Below are 19,846 nucleotides of genomic sequence, written 5' to 3'. Positions count from 1 at the left end.
AAAAATGAAGAACTTTAGTTGGGGACACGGTGTTGTAATTGCATTAGCAGCATTTATTATTTTTATATTATCCATGATGTTTCTTTTCCCGAACGGGCAAAAAAACTCTGAAATGGTAACAGATAATTATTACGAAGAGGAATTACAATACCAAGATGTAATTGATTCCAAAAAGAGAGCTGATGAACTACAGGAAAAACCTGTATACAGCCAGGATACTCATGGAATTAAAATCACTTTTCCAAAGGATTATAACAATTCAAATACTACGGCAAAATTTGTTTTAAACAGAACCGACGACCAGAATTTAGACATCAAAAAACCTGTACAGCTTGACGGCAGCCAGTCTTTTTTAATCCCTGCACAAGTATTAAAAATGGGGAATTATACTTTAAGACTGAGTTGGACGAAAGACAAAACAGACTATAGAATGGATTATGATGTGATATGGAAATAGGACTTATTGTATCGGCTATTGCCTTAGGCTTTGCTTCCGGTTTTCATTGTATCGGAATGTGCGGGCCTATTGCTTTATCGATGGGATTAACTAAAAAACAGGCTGCTAATTTTTATCTTCAAAATCTTACGTATCAGTTCGGAAGAATTTTCACCTATTCACTGTTGGGTGCACTTCTTGGGATTATAGGACAAGGTTTTGAAATGGCTGGATTTCAGAAATACCTGACAATCACGGCTGGTATCCTGCTTATTATTATGGCTGTATTTTCATTTGGGGGAAAAGATTTTGCCTCAAAAATCCCATTTCTGTCTAAGTTTTTATATTCTGTAAAGTTGAATTTAGGACGACTGCTTCAAAAATCAGATTACCGTTCAAGATTTACAACAGGAATACTTAATGGCTTTTTACCATGCGGCATGGTTTACATGGCTCTTACGGCAAGTCTTGCAGGAGGAGGAATATGGCAGGGAGCTTTATATATGGCTTTATTTGGCTTGGGCACCCTTCCATTCATGTTTGCCATCGTGTTGGCCGGAAACCTCATGAATCAGGCTTTCAGAACAAAGGTTTTAAAAGCAGTCCCTATTATTATGATAATTTTAGGTGGACTTTTTATTTTGAGAGGCCTGGAACTGGGTATTCCATACGTTTCGCCAAAGGCTGAATCTATGACAATTTCTAAAGATCCTAGTGGAGCTGTTAACTGTCATTAATTAGAATTTACATACATCACATGAAGAAAACAATCGTCTTATTCTTAATAAGTCTGTTTACGCTACAATCCTGCAATATTAATACTGAAGTACTTTATCATAAAGACACAGCCACCTCTCTGATTACCGATATAGATACCAGAGAATTTATGGCCGAAATGGAAGCCATGACTCCTGATTCCTTAAAACAGGAAAAATTTAAAGAGATGGAACGATTTCCGACAGTCTGGACAAGTATGCACGATCTTCTAAAGAATGAGGGGAAACTGAAAACAGAAAATCAGGATACTCTAAGAATGTTGAAAAAAGTTTTTTTGAAATCCAAAAAAGATGACAACAATCCCACTCCTATCGGATTATTATTTAAAATAGATCATTTCACTCCTAATGATTATCAAATCATTAAAAATTTCAATAAAAACGAAAAATTACCTTTTGAACAGAATTTAAATAACACCTGGGATGGCAAGACTCTAACCATTAACACTGATTTTTTTAATCTTAAAAATATTGAAGAGATACTTCGCTCCCAAGGCTCAAAAGAGGAAACAGAAAAAATGGAAGGAATGATGATGATGTTTTTTAAAAATATCGGAACGACTCTGAAATTTGAAAATAAAATAAAATCGATTAGCGGCAAGCATGATTGGCTGAAACAGATTAACGATTATTCTGTAAGGATTGAATATGACTTAAAAACAATGAATGACAAGGATTATAAGTTGAAAAACGCTGATAAAAAAATCATCATTGTCACTGAATAATAAGGAACCTCAATCGAATTCGATTGAGGTTCTTTATGTATAGACTAGCTTTCACCAAACTTCAGCTATTTCACAATTAACTGATGTTCTTCTACTTTACTATTTGTATAGATTTTTAATGTATATACTCCTTGAATAAGGCCTGTTACAGACATCAATTCAATATCTTTTTTCAACGCTATTTCTTTTACTTTTACTCCTAATGCATTAAATAATTCAGCTCGATAATTCTTCTCGATATCATCCTGTAAACCACTGCCGACCAATTTAATATTAACTACATCACTTGCAGGATTTGGAAATACTTTATACATTTTTGTTTCATTCTTTCGTGCAAAGATATTTCCATTGGGACCTAAAGGAAGGTTTTCCGTATCTACATCTATTGAAAAGGTTTTAGATTGTCCGCAAAAATCGAAAACCTTAACAGAGAGGACAAATTGACCAGGCTTCTTAAGAATAACTTTTGCCGGATTCATTATGGAAACGGCTACATCTGCTACTGAAGTATCTGAACTACTCCAATAAACAGACTGTTGATTTCCAGATTAATACTATAATCTATTGTAGCAGGATAAACACTGGTACTACGAATTCCTTCAATGATCTTCAATATATTGGCCTCATCTATTTCTTTTCTTTTTACATATACTCCTCTTACAAATAATTGACCATTCATGCGAAGTACTAATTTAACATAGCCAGGTAAAACAGTAGGATCAGTTGGTGTTACTGTTACAAAATCAGAATTTCCACTGCTTAATGATACAGGTGCCCCATTTTTACTCCATCCTTTTTCAAACTCCCATGAATAATTATTGTTTAAAGGAGTACTGCTTGTTACAGCCTTAAAGGTAATAGGGGCAGTTGAGCTACAAGGCACTTTTAAATCAGATGCTACAATTTCAACTGTTCCACCTGAAGTTCCGCCCGTGCTTCCGTTATCTCCGTCTAGGTATAATTCTACTTTATCTATATCAACATATTCACGTAACCCTGGTGTACTGTTATTAAGATTAGATGTAATCCATAAATATTTGTATGATTTGCCTATTACAATCTGCCCTTTCTCTACTGATTTTACTTGACATGGATAAGTATCACTTAATGATTCTCCGGTAGCAAAGCTGAGAATTTTAATCTTATCTGAAACCGTTGGCTCTTTCTCCTCTTCACAGTTATTATTTGATTTCTCAACCATATCATTAGCAAAATAAGCATCAAAATTGATAGCATTATATGGGTTATTGGGAAAAGAATAACGATAGGTAATAATTATTTTATATTTTTTCTGGGGTGTAAGTGTTATTCCAATATTATTAAGATCAATGAATATTCCTTCTGACTTTCTTTCTGTTATGCTTTGATTTTTAGAATAAAGTCTTACAACATTGTTTCCGCAACCTACATTTAAGACATTAGGGCTACCATGACTTGGTTTCCATTGATTTGAATAATTTCCGGCCAGGTTATTACATTGTGCCTGGGGAAAAGGAAATGGTGTAAATAAAGATAATGCTTGAGATTTGGATAAGAAAAACCCAAGGGTCACAAACAGTAAAACTAAACTAATTTGTTTTTTCATGGAATTGGTATTTTATTTTTAAGTTCATTAAATATACATCAATAATATTATTTTTTAAATTACCGATTTTTCCACTACGTATTCAGTAAAGACATTCCTAATAAGCTAAAAAAAAAATTAAAAACCTCATTAATAATAGTAAAGGAGAATGTCTTTATCCTCATAAAATATAAAATCCCTCTTCCATTTTCAGAAAGAGGGATTTATTTTTATTAGTAAAGATGTATTTAATTAATCACATCAAATCTTGCATATTCTGCAATCTTTTTAGGAAGCTTAATTCCTTCTGCTGTCTGATTATTCTCCAACAATGCAGCCATAATTCTTGGCAATGCCATAGCAGAACCGTTCAGGGTGTGTACCAACTGAGATTTACCATCTGCTTTGTAACGGCATTTCAATCTGTTAGCCTGGAATGTTTCAAAGTTGGAAACAGAACTTACTTCTAACCACATTTCCTGTGCTGCACTCCATACTTCAAAATCATAAGTCATAGCAGCAGCAAAACCTGTATCTCCACCACAAAGTCTTAATACTCTGAATGGAAGTTCAAGATCAGTAAGGATTTCTTTAATGTGCTCTACCATTTCTTCCAATACAGCATAAGAATTTTCAGGTTTTTCAATTCTTACGATCTCTACTTTTTCGAATTGGTGAAGACGATTTAGACCTCTTACGTGAGCCCCGTAGCTTCCCGCTTCTCTTCTATAACACTGAGAGAATGCCGTATTTTTAATCGGAAGATCTCTTTCATCCAATAATACATCACGGTAAAGGTTCGTTACAGGAACTTCCGCAGTAGGAATCAGATATAATTTATCTTCGTTGATATAGTACATCTGTCCTTCTTTATCAGGTAATTGTCCTGTTCCAAAACCCGAAGCTTCATTTACTACGTGAGGCGGGTTTACTTCTGTATATCCTTTATCAACATTTTTATCAAGGAAATACTGAACTAAGGCTCTTTGTAATCTAGCTCCTTTTCCTAAATAAACAGGAAATCCTGCCCCAGCAATTTTTACTCCTAGTTCAAAATCGATAAGGTTATATTTTTTTGCCAGTTCCCAGTGAGGAATAGCTCCTTCACCAAGACCTTCTACGGTATGAGACTGGAAAATAATTTCGTTATCATCAGCTGAAGCACCGCTTTTTACCAATTCATTTGGAATGTTTGGAAGTTGATACAGAATATTCAATAATTCAGTTTCTTTTACTTCCAGCTGAGATTTCAATTCTGAACTCGACTCTTTGTATTGTGCAGTTTTAGATTTTGCTGATTCCGCTTCTTCTTTTTTTCCTTCCTTCATTAAAAGTCCAATTTCCTTGGAGATTTTATTGATCTCGGAAAGCTGGGAATCTAATTCAAATTGGATTCTTTTTCTTTCGTCGTCAGTAGCAACAGCTTCGTCTACCAACTCAAGATTCTTGAATTGTCTTTTCTTAAGACCTTCTAAAACGCGTTCTTTATTGTCGCGTAAAAAATTGACTTGTAACATTTTATTTAGATGTTAGATATTAAATTTAGCCTAATATAAGCTAACAATTTTACAAATTTAAAACTATTTTATGATAGTTACGTTATTTATTGAATTGGGTGTCCCCGCATCCTTTGAAAATACGGATTCTGTATTGTATAAAACCTCTGAAACCTGAAATGCTTCCGGCGTATTTCGATAGTGAATTTCAAGAATATCTGTAGCCACCGGCTGAGGGGTATTATTAATAATTTGATTCAAAGTAACCTGCATCCTGGAATAATAAGTAGTACCCGCAGAATCAAATTTTTTCCTTTTCGCTCCTGCAATATATTCTATATAAAAAACTGAATCCTGTCTCATTCTTAAAGGAATAGTTGTCACAGGAGAATTATCTTTGTCCCCTAACATATCATTCACTGAAAAGCTGGTAAAAGATCCGCTTTTTTTGGCATTCAACAAATCCGGACTGGTATCCGACTTCATATAGATATTCAGTATCTGATCAATTCTTTGTAAAGAATCGTCATCACTTCCACAACTGATAACTACACAGCTTAATAATAAAATATAAAGAAAGATATTTTTCATTCTAACAAAGATAAAAAGATTTTACCATTAAGGCAGTTTCCTTAAGTAGGAAAAGAAAAAAAACAGATAACCCAAGCCGGAAACAAGCAATGTTGCTGTCATAGCAATTCCCATTCCGATGGTACCGTAAGCTGGAACCAGTAAATAGGCAAGCACAGCCAAAAATATAAGTGATCCGATGCTGAGCCATGTATTAATCTCTATTTTTCCGACTGCAGGTAATAAATTTCCATAAAGATTTCTGGTCACCATGCCTAATGTGAATCCTACTGATAAAATCATTAATAAAGTCGTATTATTCACATAGTTTTCACCAAAAAATAAAATAATTATATACTTTTTAAATAGATAAAAGAAAAGCAGAATTCCCAGACAAATGGGAAAGAAGAATTTATTAAAATTCACAACATAAGATTTCAGGAATTTCTTATCCTTAAAGTTCTTGGAGAGAACCGGAAAATCACTCTGTAGAAAACTGGTTGCCAGAAAAGTAATATTAGATGGAATAAGAATAGCCGTTCTGTAATTGGCGACCGCATTTTCATTCAGCATAAAACCAAGCAACAAGATATCCAATGAATATAGGGCATCAGAAGTAAGAGAAGTAAGTGCGGTAAAAATACCATATCTCCACATCTCTTTATAATTTCCCGGTTTGAGTGCTCCATGAGAATATATATCCTTTTTTAACCAAAATAACGATAAATAAGGGGCTATACTGATGGCTATAAGATATCCGTAAAACTTGAAAAAGTACGTAAGGAGCAAAACTAATAGCAGCCCTCCGATATTAACAATATTATTGATCCTTGCAAAGGTCTGATTCTTCCCTGTAATTCGATAAAAACCCTGGATATGATTAAGAAAATAAAATCCGCCAAGTCTTATCGCACAAAAAATAAAGATAATGAAGATATCCTCATACTTATCAAAGTAAAAAACGGAAACACCTAAAAACAAGACAATGAGGATCAGCTCAAACAGAATGCCTTTGAAAAAGAAATAAGATGAAATTTTTAATTTCTCGTCTTTATCTACTGACATTGACCCAAACCGCATTAAGCTCTGACTGCTTCCAAACCCGGTAAATGGTGTAAAAATAGTCAACACGGAAAGAACAATACTTAAAACACCGAATTCATTTTCGGGTAACAATCTGATGATCAGCAAGGATCCCAGAAAGCTACAGATTTTAGCAATGAGGAAAGATAAGAAAACATGATGTCCACTATTACTAAAAAAGTTTCTTAAAAAATCTTTCAGGCTTTTCACGAGACATTATTTTTAGAAAGAACTTCATCATAGATTTCGGTAAACTGTTCGGTAATAGCTTTTCTGGAATATCTGTCTACACAATAATTTCTAATCTCAGATTCACTTTTGAAAACATATTCCTGTTTGCATATTTTCTCCAAACATCATAAAGCTGAACTGTATTATCCTTCTCAATACCAATTCCGAGGCCTTCAATAATAAATTCAGCCGCTCCTCCCACCATTGTTGAGATCACAGGTTTACCACAGGCATAAGATTCCAGAATAACACAACCCTGGGTTTCATTTTCACTGAATAGAATAAAATAATCCGAATGTTGCATTTTCTCTGCAACTTCAGGATAGCTAATGGCATCAAAAACCTTGATATAATTTTCAGCAGATAAACTTTTCACCAAAGTCTCCAAAGTCTCAGCATCACCATCGCCTCCTATTTCCAAGCTTACAGAATATCCGTTTTGGTATAATAGATGAACTGCTCTGATAATATCTTGTGGTCTTTTACGGGGAATCAAGCTTGATACATGCAGAAATTTCACATGATCTGATTTTTCAGTTTTAGCCTCAATGGTAAAGACTTCCGTATCTACTACATTTGAAATCACTTTCATCGGGGTGGTAATTCCCAACTGTGTCAAACTATCTTTTAAGTTATTGCTTACTGGTAAGATATATCCGGCATGTTTAGCTATATATTTTGCTATTCGCTTAATATTACCGGAGGTTTTTGATAGATTTTGTTTTTGTAAGGCTGTCCAATGCTCTGTCACAACAAATGGAATTTTATATTTTCTTTTCAGATAAACGGCAAAAAGCATATTGTTATGCAAAACATTCGCATGAATCAGATCCGGTTTACGCAATTGAGTAAACCCTTCTGAATACGCTTTCATTCTTCTTACAAAGTTCTGAACCGGATTTTTTGAGTTTTTATAATAAATGATTAAAGTTCTGATGTTATTAATGATTTTATCATCATAAACATATAGCTCTTCCTGATCAAAATTACCAATAGCATGCAGTATTTCAACATCACATGATAATGAAACGGCTTCCGCGTGCCGCTGCACAAAATTACCATTGGTAGGCTCTATTTTATTAGGAAACCACGATGAGATGAAGAGTATCTTTTTTCTTTCCAAAATTTTATTTAGTTGTATCTTTGTTTGATTATTAATGCAAATTACATCTCAGCAAACTAATGGCTAAAGTTAATAAATTTCTGTCTTTTTTTCGAACTATTCTTGAAACCCCAAGCTTAATCAACCTTGTTCTGGATAGCTCATTGGAAGCAGAAAAAAAATTCAAAAAGAAATATACAGGAATTTCTTCTTTGCCACAGATTGATATGAAACTTCTGGGAGATAAAGTGGCTGAAGATATTGACAGTTTCATATTGGATGGAGGATCATTAATCACAGATTTACAACTTCTTAAAACCCTTTCCATGAGAAATGATGTCAATTCCTACATTGAAATTGGCACATGGCGTGGAGAAAGTGTCTATAATGTTGCCAAATACACTGAGGACTGTACCACCATCAACTTATCTAAAAAAGAAATGAAAGAGATGGGATTACATGTAAAATATGCCGAACAACATGGTATCCTTTCACAAAAGAATCCTCAAATAAATCATCTTGAAGCGAACACCAAATTCTTCGATTTCACATCTTTAGGCAAAAAATACGATTTAGTCTTTATTGATGGCGACCATAGCTATGAGATGGTTCTCAATGATACAAAGAAAGTTTTTGACAATCTTTTGCATGAAAACTCTATCGTTGTATGGCATGATTACGCTTATAATCCATTGAAAATCAGATACGAAGTCTTTCAGGCTATTCTGGACGGAGTTGGAAAAGAAAATCATGGTTATCTTTATCATCCACAGAATACGATGTGCGCCATTTTTATTAAAGGAAAGTTTCCTACCACACCGTTTGATGACAAAGCAGCTCCTACAAAAATTCTCAATGTAAAAATTCATTCAGAAGAGTTTTCTTCTTAATAAAGAATACTCATTTAGAAAGCAAAAAAGGATGGCAAAAGCCATCCCTTATTCTGATCGTAGTATAAAAATACTTAGCTGATATAACTTCCCGCCCAGCTTTTCTCCAACGGAAGAAGGAAGTGGCTTAAAAAGTCCAGATATGTATTTTTAGAAAAGTCAAATACCTGAATATCTTTTGGTAATTCACCGTTTTTCAGCTTGTTCTTAAAATCAAGAAGTTTCAATGTTTTCACTTCACCATTTTCTACAAAACTAGCTTTCATTCTGTCAAATAATCCCAGCTGATATTCTTCATCAAGCTCTCTCATAATCTTTCCTAGCGCATCAATACTACACCCTGAAGCCATTTCTTTCTCTTCATCTACACATATAATAATAAATTGATTTTTTTCAATTTTAAAAGATGATGAAAGCGGTTTTCCGTGTGCAGCCCAAGTTGCCAGAAAATCAAATAGCTTTTCTGTAATGGCTTTTGCCTCTTTTGTTTCAAATGGCCTTGATGCCGGGTATATAATGACTCTGTAGTCGTTCGTTTCTACAACGTTTGATTCTTCAATTTTCATTGCTGCTCAATTTAAAGTATAAAATTAAGAAATATTCTTGAGTTTATAATGCATAAAAACCCAAGCAAGAGCCTGAGTTTTCATGTATATTTTATTTATCATCTACAAATCTTCTGCTTCTGCAAGAAGTTCTACGATATCTTTTACTGCTACTTCAGTGTTTTTATTGAAATGTTTTACACCATCTGTCATCATTGTATTACAGAATGGACATCCGGTTGCAATTACCTTAGGCTCAAAAGATAAAGCCTCCTCGGTTCTTTCAATATTAATGTCTTTATTCCCTTTTTCAGGTTCTTTAAACATCTGTGCACCACCGGCACCACAACAAAGACCGTTTGTTTTGCAACGCTTCATTTCCACAAGCTCTGCATCAAGTTTTTCAAGCAGCATTCTTGGAGCTTCATACTCATCATTCGCACGTCCAAGGTAACAAGGATCATGGAAAGTGATTTTCTTTCCTTTAAATGCTCCGCCTTCAATCTTCAGTCTTCCTTCTTCCATTAAAGTCTTCAGGAATTGTGTGTGGTGAACTACATCAAAGTGTCCGCCAAGACTTGGATATTCATTTTTAAGGGTATTGAAACAGTGTGGGCATGCTGTTACAATTTTCTTTACTTCGTAAGCATTCAGGACTTCAATATTGGTAAGAGCCATCATCTGGAAAACGAATTCATTTCCAGCTCTTTTTGCAGGATCTCCGGTGCAGCTTTCTTCCTGTCCTAAAACAGCAAATTCTACTCCTATTTTATTCAATATTTTGCAAAATGCTTTTGTAATTTTTTTAGCACGGTCATCGAAACTTCCGGCACAACCAACCCAAAATAAAACTTCCGGTGCTTTTCCTTCGGCAGCATATTCTGCCATTGTTTTTATATTGAAATCCATTTCTTTTAAATTAAATAATGTAACAATCTAAATGTATCCATGTAACAATCTATTGTCAATTTTCAAATTGATACATTGATAAATTTATTAATCATTTGCCCAATTCAGACGGTCAGCCTGGTTGTACTGCCAAGGAGCAGCATTGTTCTCCACATTCGTCATCATCAGGTTAAGTTCCTGTGGAGCAGCAGACTGTTCCATTACCAGGAATCTTCTCATTTCAAAGATAATAGAAAGCGGATCCAACAATACAGGACAAGCATCTGTACAAGCATTACATGTAGTACAAGCCCAAAGTTCTTCCTTAGTGATATAGTCATTCAACAACTTTTTACCGTCGTCAACAAATTTTCCGTTTTTATCAATGTTCTTTCCTACTTCTTCCAAACGGTCTCTTGTCTTCATTAAGATCAATCTCGGAGACAATTTTTGCCTGTAATATTAGCAGGACAAACAGAAGTACAACGTCCACATTCTGTACAGGAATAGGCATTAAGCAATTGTACCTGATTCAGATCAAATATATCTTCTGCTCCAAATTTAGAAGGAGCATCAGCTTCAGCTCCCTCTGCTGGCGCAGCATAAGGATCTGCATTAGGATCCATCATCAATTTGATTTCTTTGGTTACAGAATCAAGATTGTTGAATTTTCCTTTTTTATCAAGATTAGCATACCAAGTACTTGGGAAAGCTAAGATAATGTGCAAATGTTTTGAATAGTAAAGATAATTCATAAAGAAAAGAATCCCTACAAAGTGGAACCACCAAGCTCCTTTTTCTGTAAAGTGCAAAAATCCATCCCCGAAATTACTCAAAATAGGCCCTAGAATTGAAGAACTTATCGGGAAACTTCCAAGCACAGGCAGTACACCTCTTTGCTGCAATACCCAATCAGCCGCATTCATTTTAAAGAACGCCATCATTAAAGCAAACTCGATGATAAGAATCCAGTTGGCATCTTGTTTTGGCCATCCGAAAAGTTCTTTCATTGTTAATCTCTTAACTCCATAAAAGTTTCTTCTGATGAAAAATACAACCACTCCTATTACCACAAGAAGGGCAAGAATTTCTAAGGTTGCCGTAAAGAAACTATAGAATCCGCTTCCAAAAACTGACGCCAGGAAACGATGTGTTCCAAACAGTCCATCAACAATAATTTCAATAAGTTCTATATTGATAATCACAAAACCTACATACACGAAAAGGTGTAAAACCCCAGCAATAGGACGTTTTACCATTTTGCTTTGTCCCATAGCCACTCTAGCCATAGTACTCCAGCGTTCAGATTTCTTATCGTTTCTATTGATCTCGTGACCAAGCCTGATATTTCTATAGATCTTCAGCAGGCTCTTCGCAAAAAGTCCAAATCCTGCCACTAATAAAATCAGGAAAATAATGTTATCGATGTACTGCATAAGGCGTATTAGTCTTTATTGTTTTTACCGAAAACCGAAAAATTGATATATCTCTTAGGATTTGCTTTCATATCCTCGATTAATGTATTCAGGTTAGAAGAAGCTGAATTCAGATTATTGTACAACTGATCATCTTTCATGAGTTTCCCTAAACTTCCTTCTCCTTTATCTATTCCGCCAATCACCTGATTCAGTTTTCCTACAGTAGCATCAAGATTAGCAATCGTTGCATTTAATTGCTTTGTATCAATGCTCTGTGCTAGATTTCCGTATTTATCCAAAGTAACCTTTCCACTTTGCATAGTAAGACTTGCGTCATCCAATACTTTCTGCAGTTTCGGATCATTATGCCCTACAAGATTGTTTACATTTCCTGCAGTTGTTTGTAATGCTCCTACTGTTTTGTTAAGGTTGGATAATAAAGCTTTTACTTCAGCTCTGTTTTGTGCATCAACAAGCAGATTGGCATTTGCCATCAAAGAGTCTACTCTATGAAGAACTACCTGCAATTGATCTTTTACCGGGCCTACCTGAGAAGAAAGACTTCCCAATGTTCCCAGTTTGAAAGCTCCTTTCAGAGTATCTCCATCTTTTGCTGTAATTCCTCCGTATACCAAATTTACTCTCATTTCTTTCCCGGACATTAATCCCGGTTCAAAAATTTCCAGTGTTGAGTTTTTTGAAAATTCAAATTTGTTATCAACCGTAATTTTTACAACAAAACTGATTTTACCATCCTTTCCTGTTTGAGGTATAATCTTATCAACCTGTCCTACTTTAAGACCGTTGATAGAGACCGCTGAAGACTGCGCAAGGCCTTCCACATTGTCATATTTTGCGTAAAAGATATTGTCGGTAGTAAAAAGGCTTTTCCCTTTCATAAATTGAAACAACACCACAAAGCCTACGACAGCTAGAAGTGCAATCACACCAGCTTTTAATTCTTTACTGAACTTCACTTGCTAATTTTTTTCTAATAAGCAAATATAGTACATTTTAAATAAATCTTTTCCTTTATTGTTCTGCGTTAAATACAAAAAAAAGCGACAAAAAAATTGTCGCTTTTATATTGATAGATTTGAATCTCTTATTATTGCTGATTTCCCACCTTGTTCCAGATCTCGATTCTATAGTCCTCGATATCTGCGTTATCCTGAAGACTCTTCAACCAAGCTTGGCCAAACATGCCTGCATTTCTCTGAGAAATAGATTCAGTAAATTGTTTAAGATCACCAGGTTGTTTGTTTACTGTTTCTGATTTTTTGATCAGTACATAAACTCCTGTTCCTCCTTCAACCGGGTTAGAAAGTTTACCTTTTGCAACACCAAATGCCGCACCAGCAACTTTAGGCTCCATAGCTCCAGCTACTGAAGGGTTTAATAGATTTACCTGAGCAGATTGTTTTGTAGTAGCAAACAATGTAGCAATCTGATCTAAACCTGAAGCTTTCGCTCCTGCAATTTTATCAGAAATTTGTTTTGCAGCTAGTTTATTTTTAACAATTATTTCAATTTGATCTCTTACAGATTCTGGATCAGCAAGACCTGCTTCTTGTTTTCCGTTCAGGAATACAACAATTTTATCTCCTGTTCCATCTACATTGAATAATTCGGTATCTCCTTTAGATCTTTTCTTATCAAAAGCCCAAGTAAGGATCTCGCCATCTTTTTCAGTACCCAATCCCTGAAGTTGTCCTTCGAATCTCTTCGCCGCTTTAGGATTTGTGAACTGGAAGTTTCCTTTCTTAGCAATATTCACGAAATCGTTGAAAGACTTCCCTTGAACCTGCTGGATGAATTTTCTAGCGTTTTTATCTGTTTCAGCTTCTGTAGCATCTGAAGGTTTGATCTCTTTTACAAGATTTGCCACCTTATATCCCATTGATCCTGACTTTTTATCTTCGATATTGATGATGTGGTACCCAAACTGAGTTTCCACAACACCTGTTGCTCCTTTAGGATTGTTAGCAAGATAAGTAAGGAACTCTGGTACGAAAGGCGTCTCCGGAGTTGTCCAACCAAGGCTACCTCCTTGTGCAGCTGAATTTGGATCATTTGAAAGTTTAAGGAACTCTGTAAATTTAGCTGGTGTAGCTTTTACGATCGCTCCGATAGAGTCTGCCAATTTCTTAGCCTGCTCTTTAGATCTTGTTACTCCTTCTCCTGCCGGGCTTCCTTTGAAAGCGATCAGGATATGTCTTGACAATGTAGAATCTGAAGTCTTTTTACCTACAAGCTTAGAAACTACATAGAAATTTTGTTCTTTATATGGTCCAAAAGTCTGTCCTACCGCAGCTGTTGCGATCTGACCTTGTATAGTAGCTGGCAATTGTGTAGGTTTACATACTGAGGATTGAAAGGTGAATCTGAGTTTGCCATTACAAACATAGAATCATTCTTTGTATTCTGGAAGTTCTCAGTTCCTCCACTAGCATCTGTACCTCCAGAGTATAATTTTGTAATATCCTTTAAAGCTGCCGCATCATCTGCTGCACTTGGTTTAGAAGGAAAAAATACAATTCCTAAGTTTCTGCTCGGTTCAGCTTTGAACATTACCGGGTGTTGCTTGATGTAGTTCGCAAGATCTTCTGTAGTAACATTAATCTTTGTTTTCTGAAGATAAGCTGCATAATCTACTTTTACAAAGTCGATGTCAGCAAGCTGATCTCTTTCTTTCATCAATTCTTCAGCTTCTTTCTTACCAGTGGTAATACCTGCTGAAACGTTGGTAAACACCTGTCTCGCCATTAGTCTGTACTCGATTGATTTTCTTGTTTTCAACCATTGAGCATATCCCTGAGGGTTCGTGTTTTGTAATGTTTCAATCTCTTTTTTAAGGTCTTGAGTTTTAAAGTTCCCTTTCTCATCAAAGAATTGTTGATTTTGGGCGAACATCTGATCATACTGGATTTGATTCCAGAAATAATCATCAGTCATTTCAAAGCCCAATTTCTCAAACTGCTGCTTGATAAGTTTAGATTGAACAAGTAACTGCCAAGCCTGTTCTTCAAGACCGTTCTTTGGACGACCCTGTTGTTCAGCCTGTTGCTGCAACACGAAAAGCTGATCATTGAACTCTTCGCGGGTGATTTTCTCACCATTTACTTTTCCTAAAATGTCAGGATTCTTACCAAAAACCTTATCGATACTGTCTGGGTTCACCAAGAACGCCAAAAGCGCTAAGGCTATTACTCCCATTAAAAGCCAAGGCTTACTCCTAATCTGTCCTAAAATTGCCATTTTATAAATTATAGTTTTTTATCAGTTTGCGAAAATACACATTTTTAAGAAATTAGAGAAGCAGAAGTTCTTTATTTTAATTTTAAATCCTAAAGTTTATCTAAAAAAGGAAATTTTGACCATATTTTTTCGTAAAAAACAAATGGCATAAGTATTGTGCATCTTAATATATTATAATATACCACACGTTTTCAGGGCATATTATAAAAAAATCCAGTTAACGATTAAATACGAAATGACAATTTGTCATTCCATCCATTATGACAGAATTTGAAGATATAAGTTTAGAAGAAATGATCAGCGACGGCTTTGATATTGTCACTGAAGAAATCAATCTTTCCGACTTTGGAGAGACTGAAAAGAATTCCGAACAGAAAATATTCCCAATACTTCCCGTAAGAAATATGGTGATGTTCCCTAATGTGGTAATTCCTATTACTGCAGGAAGAAAAACCTCTATACAGCTTCTTGAGGAAGCGCAGAAAAACGGAGATTTCATCGGAATTGTAAGCCAAAAGAATTCAGATCTAGAGCAACCTACCGAAAAGGATATTTATACAACCGGTACATTAGCAAAGATCATTAAGATCATCAAACTTCCTGAAGGTAATATTACGGCAATCACCAAAGGTTTCCATAGATTCAAAATCAAAAAAATCATTGAAAACCAACCTTATTTTAAAGCAGAAATCACAAAATTAAAAGATACAAAACCTAAAAATCAGGAGGAATATGAAGCCTTATTAGACAATGTAAAAGACCTGGCTTTAAAAATCATAGAGCTGGATCCCAACATTCCTAATGCAGCTAATTTTGCGATCAAAAACATCAATAATAATGATGATCTACTGAATTTCATCTGCACCAACGCAAGTTTTCCATCTTTAGAAAAGCAAAAGCTGCTTGAAGAGAAAAGCATGATGGAAAGAGCTAATAAATGCTATGAAATGATGCACGAGGACTTCAGAAAGCTGGAATTGAGAAATCAAATTCATCAAAAAACTTCAAAAGATCTCGATAAGCAACAAAGAGAATATTTTCTGAATCAGCAGATCAGAACGATCCAGGAAGAATTAGGCGGTGGCACTGAAAGTGATGTAGCAGATCTTATTGCAAAAGCAAGAACCAAGAAGTGGAGCCAGGAAGTAGAAGAACACTTCCAAAAGGAAATCGGCAGACTACAAAGACAGAATCCTAATTCTCCGGATTATAATGTACAGAGAAATTATCTGGATTTCTTTACCGATCTTCCATGGGAAACATATACCAAAGATATTTTTGATATTGCAAAAGCTGAAAAAGTTCTAGATAAAGCACATTTCGGACTTGAAGATATTAAGAAAAGAATTTTGGAACACATGGCTGTTTTAAAGTTAAAAAATAACATGAAGTCTCCTATCCTATTGTTGGTAGGCCCTCCGGGAGTTGGTAAAACCTCGTTAGGTAAATCTATTGCAGATGCCCTAGGCAGAAATATGTGAGACTATCTTTAGGTGGACTTCATGACGAAAGCGAGATCCGTGGACACAGAAAGACCTATATTGGTGCTATGGCCGGAAGAATTCTTCAGTCTATCAAAAAGTCCGGAACTTCCAATCCTGTGATTGTTCTGGATGAGATTGATAAAATTGCTCAAGGTCTTCATGGAGATCCAAGCTCAGCTTTATTAGAAGTTCTTGATCCTGAACAAAATAAGTCTTTTTACGACAACTTCCTTGAAATGGGATATGACTTGTCTAAAGTGATGTTTATCGCAACAGCCAACTCGCTTTCTACAATTCAGACTCCGTTATTAGACAGAACTGAAATTATTCAGATCGCAGGATATACGTTAGAAGAAAAGATAGAAATTGCAAAAAGACATTTAATCAAGAAACAGCAGGAAGAAAACGGTTTGGATATCAAATCATTTAAGCTTGGGAATGCTGAACTTAAACATATTATTGAAGCTCACACTTCTGAAAGCGGTGTAAGAACCTTAGAGAAAAGAATTGCTTCCGTTGCAAGATGGGTAGCTTTACAAACTGCTTTGGTAAAAGAATACGATCCGAAGATTTCATTAGAAAAGGTAGACGAAATTCTTGGAGTTCCAAGACCGAAAAGCCTTTCTGAAATAACAGGAGTTCCCGGTGTTGTAACAGGTCTTGCCTGGACAAGTGTTGGGGGAGATATTTTATATATTGAAAGCATTCTAAGCAACGGAAAAGGAGCTTTAACAATGACTGGAAATCTGGGAACTGTAATGAAAGAATCGGCAACGATTGCATTGGAATACATTAAGGCCAAACATGATGAATTGGGAATTGCCCAGGAAGATCTGGATAAGAAAAATATTCACGTTCACGTTCCTGAAGGAGCAACTCCTAAAGATGGGCCTTCTGCTGGGATCGCTATGCTGACTTCAATGGTTTCTTCTTTCAAAAACAAAAAAATAAAACCTCACCTTGCTATGACAGGGGAGATTACTCTAAGAGGAAAAGTACTTCCTGTAGGTGGAATTAAAGAGAAACTTCTTGCCGCAACCAGAGCGGGAGTAAAAGATGTCATTCTTTGTGAAGCCAACAGAAAAGATGTAGAGGAAATCAAGAAAGATTATTTAAAGAATCTAAAAGTACATTATGTCAACAGAATGGAGGAAGTCATTGACATCGCCATTGAAAAATAAAACAACTTATTTACATATTAACTTCTCAATAGGAAACACGTTCTGAATTTCAGGGCGTGTTTCTGCTTTTACAAAGGACTTTAGGAACGAAATTTGATATGCAGAAAGAAAAATCCACATTGTTTGAATAAAAGTTATTCAATTCGACGGGTTTTTCTTATTTTTATTCCATACTGCAGATTTTTAGATTATGAACTTTCTTAGACTTCCCTTCCTTGTCAAGCTTACCCTTGTTGTTATTTCGATTATTGGGATCGGATATCTTTTAGCATTGGGGCAAACCATTTTAGCTCCTTTTTTCTTTGCATTTCTAATGGCTATGCTATTCTTACCAGCTGCCACTTTCATGGAAAGAAAATTACGATTCCCAAGATCCATGTCAACAATGACTTCCGTATTCATTATGCTAATTATTTTAGCGGGGATTATTTATTTTTTCACCAATCAATTATCTGATTTTAGTAAGGATCTTCCTCACCTCAGAGAACAGTTTACTACGGTGTTCAATAATGCTCAACATTGGGTTTCAAAAACATTCAATGTAAAAGTGGATGAACAGGTAGATTATATTAACCAGGGACTGAACAAGCTTTTGTCTTCTTCAGGAGCTATTTTAGGTTTTACCTTTGGAATATTTTCAACGGGTTTTGGATTTATTATATTCTTCACTCTGTTTTTCATTTTTATCTTAAATTACAGAAGACTTTTGAACAATTTTATCGTTACTGTTTTTAATGAGAGGCATAAAGCAAGTGTGCAGTCAGCAGTAAATGAAATTCGGGTAATGACCAAGAAATACATCTTCGGGCTTTGCCTGCAGGTCATTATTGTCTCTATCCTTACCTCTATAGTGCTTACCGTCTTAGGTGTAAAATATGCCATTCTCTTAGGTGTTTTAACAGGCTTATTAAATGTAATTCCCTATTTGGGCATTTTTATATCACTTTTCATATCGTGTTTTATTGCATTTGCTACCGCCAATCCTTCAACATGCATCTATGTAGCGATAGGCTATATCGGTATTCATGCTATCGATGGAAATATTGTCCTTCCATTTGTTGTAGGATCCCGGGTGAAGATCAATGCTTTATTTTCATTTATAGGGATTCTTTTAGGGGAACATCTTTGGGGAATTGCCGGAATGTTTCTTTGCATTCCTGCCATTGCTATTATCAAGATCATCTGCGAAAAAGTAGAAGATTTAAAACCTTGGGGAAAATTGCTCGGAGAAGAAGAAAAACCGAACAAAAAGAAGAAAAGTTACAAGATTTCAAAGAATATTACCTTGAAGGAGATGGACTGATAGTATGAGTAATAAATTACACGATTACTTACAAATATCTACTCATATTCATCTTTAGAATTTAAATAACAAAGACTGCCTTTCACGGCAGTCTTTATTATTTATTATGGTAATGCACAAAGTGGCTTCATCCCACTCGGGCAAGATTCCTCACAAGGAATATAGGATTGGTTATCCGGACAATATCCAAGATTAGGAGTTGTAGGCCCGCCACCAGTACCACCTCCTAAACATGGATCTCCGGGAGGTATTTTACATGGGCAGCCAACAGGGCCAATATCACACAATCCAATGCCAATACCACCCTGAACTTCTTTTAAATCCGTACGGTTTAATTTTTTAAGATTTTTCAACATAATAATTATGAGTTTAGTTTATCTTCAAATATAAATAATAAAATGACACAGAATATCACATTAACCTACCGTTAACACAAGTAATGTCATTTTAAAATCATAAAATCACAATAAAATTGTATTTTTATTTTACATTTGATATAAAATATTTATTATGAAAATCATTAAACTCATCATCTGTATTTTATTTGGCGTTATGTTTATTAACGCAGGACTAGACAAATTTTTCCATTACAATCCAGCTCCTCCACTTACTGAAGCACAAATGAAACTCTATGCTGCATTCGGAGAAATCGGTTGGCTATTGCCATTGGTAGGAACTGTAGAAATAATAGGTGGTTTATTATTTATTTTCCCAAAAACAAGAGCGCTAGGCGCTATTATTATCCTGCCAATTTTGACAGGCATTTTAATTCATAATGTTTACAGAGATCCTTCAACCACGGGAATTTGTATTTCCGGAATACTATTTATGATTAATATCTGGATATTAATTGACAATAGGGATAAATATAAAAATCTGGTTGGATAACAACTGAA

16 protein-coding genes and 3 pseudogenes are annotated in these 19,846 nt (G+C 35.2%); 7 read left to right on the top strand and 12 right to left on the bottom strand.

The window, feature by feature from the left end; genetic code table 11:
* The first annotated feature begins 4 nt into the window (after positions 1-4).
* The 3 genes from QWZ06_RS00675 to QWZ06_RS00665 are packed head-to-tail and all read left to right on the top strand — an operon-like array spanning position 5 to position 1,937.
* The gene (locus QWZ06_RS00675; RefSeq protein WP_290295228.1) at positions 5-457 is read left to right on the top strand and encodes a FixH family protein; all 453 of its coding nucleotides are present in this window, start codon (positions 5-7) and stop codon (positions 455-457) included.
* The gene (locus QWZ06_RS00670; RefSeq protein WP_290295227.1) at positions 448-1,173 is read left to right on the top strand and encodes a sulfite exporter TauE/SafE family protein; all 726 of its coding nucleotides are present in this window, start codon (positions 448-450) and stop codon (positions 1,171-1,173) included. Before QWZ06_RS00675 ends, QWZ06_RS00670 begins: the two co-directional genes overlap by 10 nt.
* Before the next feature lie 20 nt (positions 1,174-1,193).
* Positions 1,194-1,937 (top strand): hypothetical protein, encoded by a 744-nt coding sequence (locus QWZ06_RS00665; RefSeq protein ID WP_290295226.1) that lies wholly within the window; start codon positions 1,194-1,196, stop codon positions 1,935-1,937.
* 65 nt (positions 1,938-2,002) lie between these two features.
* Here the strand turns inward: QWZ06_RS00665 and QWZ06_RS00660 are convergent, their stop codons facing one another.
* The 6 genes from QWZ06_RS00660 to QWZ06_RS00635 all read right to left on the bottom strand — a co-directional run bounded on the left by QWZ06_RS00660 (position 2,003) and on the right by QWZ06_RS00635 (position 8,004).
* Positions 2,003-2,416 (bottom strand): T9SS type A sorting domain-containing protein, encoded by a 414-nt coding sequence (locus QWZ06_RS00660; protein WP_290295225.1) that lies wholly within the window; start codon positions 2,414-2,416, stop codon positions 2,003-2,005.
* Between the two features lie 20 nt (positions 2,417-2,436).
* Positions 2,437-3,522: a hypothetical protein gene (locus QWZ06_RS00655; protein WP_290295224.1), complete on the bottom strand. Its 1,086-nt coding sequence runs from the start codon at positions 3,520-3,522 to the stop codon at positions 2,437-2,439.
* Between the two features lie 227 nt (positions 3,523-3,749).
* Positions 3,750-5,018 (bottom strand): serine--tRNA ligase, encoded by a 1,269-nt coding sequence (gene serS, locus QWZ06_RS00650; RefSeq protein WP_160137982.1) that lies wholly within the window; start codon positions 5,016-5,018, stop codon positions 3,750-3,752.
* 63 nt (positions 5,019-5,081) lie between these two features.
* Positions 5,082-5,588 carry a hypothetical protein gene (locus QWZ06_RS00645; RefSeq protein ID WP_290295223.1) on the bottom strand — a complete coding sequence of 169 codons (507 nt, stop codon included), beginning with the start codon at positions 5,586-5,588 and terminating at the stop codon, positions 5,082-5,084.
* A 27-nt stretch (positions 5,589-5,615) separates the two neighbouring features.
* On the bottom strand, positions 5,616-6,860 hold the full coding sequence (locus QWZ06_RS00640; RefSeq protein ID WP_290295222.1) for an oligosaccharide flippase family protein: 1,245 nt from the start codon (positions 6,858-6,860) through the stop codon (positions 5,616-5,618).
* Between the two features lie 76 nt (positions 6,861-6,936).
* Positions 6,937-8,004: a glycosyltransferase gene (locus QWZ06_RS00635; protein ID WP_290295221.1), complete on the bottom strand. Its 1,068-nt coding sequence runs from the start codon at positions 8,002-8,004 to the stop codon at positions 6,937-6,939.
* 59 nt (positions 8,005-8,063) lie between these two features.
* Here QWZ06_RS00635 and QWZ06_RS00630 point away from each other — a divergent pair, with 59 nt between their 5' ends.
* A complete protein-coding gene (locus tag QWZ06_RS00630; protein ID WP_290295220.1) occupies positions 8,064-8,873 on the top strand; it encodes a class I SAM-dependent methyltransferase in 810 nt (269 codons plus the stop codon).
* 74 nt (positions 8,874-8,947) lie between these two features.
* On the opposite strand, the gene QWZ06_RS00625 is transcribed toward QWZ06_RS00630, so the two are convergent.
* From QWZ06_RS00625 to QWZ06_RS00605, 5 genes and pseudogenes are all read right to left on the bottom strand, one after another.
* Entirely contained in the window at positions 8,948-9,439 is a 492-nt protein-coding gene (locus QWZ06_RS00625) for a hypothetical protein (RefSeq protein WP_290295219.1), read from the bottom strand.
* A 102-nt stretch (positions 9,440-9,541) separates the two neighbouring features.
* Positions 9,542-10,327 (bottom strand): (Fe-S)-binding protein, encoded by a 786-nt coding sequence (locus tag QWZ06_RS00620; protein WP_047377320.1) that lies wholly within the window; start codon positions 10,325-10,327, stop codon positions 9,542-9,544.
* 87 nt (positions 10,328-10,414) lie between these two features.
* Positions 10,415-11,742 (bottom strand): annotated as a pseudogene (locus tag QWZ06_RS00615) (4Fe-4S dicluster domain-containing protein).
* Between the two features lie 8 nt (positions 11,743-11,750).
* Positions 11,751-12,701 carry an MlaD family protein gene (locus tag QWZ06_RS00610; protein WP_290295218.1) on the bottom strand — a complete coding sequence of 317 codons (951 nt, stop codon included), beginning with the start codon at positions 12,699-12,701 and terminating at the stop codon, positions 11,751-11,753.
* Between the two features lie 131 nt (positions 12,702-12,832).
* Positions 12,833-14,982: pseudogene (locus QWZ06_RS00605) on the bottom strand (peptidylprolyl isomerase).
* A gap of 260 nt (positions 14,983-15,242) precedes the next feature.
* Between QWZ06_RS00605 and lon the strand changes: the two are divergent.
* A pseudogene (gene lon / locus QWZ06_RS00600) lies at positions 15,243-17,647 on the top strand (endopeptidase La).
* Between the two features lie 190 nt (positions 17,648-17,837).
* On the top strand, positions 17,838-18,950 hold the full coding sequence (locus tag QWZ06_RS00595) for an AI-2E family transporter (protein ID WP_290295217.1): 1,113 nt from the start codon (positions 17,838-17,840) through the stop codon (positions 18,948-18,950).
* A gap of 104 nt (positions 18,951-19,054) precedes the next feature.
* Here QWZ06_RS00595 and QWZ06_RS00590 read toward each other — a convergent pair whose 3' ends face one another.
* Complete coding sequence (locus QWZ06_RS00590) at positions 19,055-19,306, bottom strand: bacteriocin-like protein (RefSeq protein WP_290295216.1); 252 nt, start codon at positions 19,304-19,306, stop codon at positions 19,055-19,057.
* A gap of 154 nt (positions 19,307-19,460) precedes the next feature.
* Between QWZ06_RS00590 and QWZ06_RS00585 the strand changes: the two genes are divergently transcribed.
* Entirely contained in the window at positions 19,461-19,838 is a 378-nt protein-coding gene (locus QWZ06_RS00585) for a MauE/DoxX family redox-associated membrane protein (protein ID WP_290295215.1), read from the top strand.
* Positions 19,839-19,846: the final 8 nt, after the last annotated feature.

Source organism: Chryseobacterium tructae (assembly GCF_030409875.1).
Taxonomy (GTDB): domain Bacteria; phylum Bacteroidota; class Bacteroidia; order Flavobacteriales; family Weeksellaceae; genus Chryseobacterium; species Chryseobacterium tructae.
The sequence above is the reverse complement of the archived record's forward strand: the minus strand, read 5'-3'. Positions and strand labels throughout refer to the sequence as shown.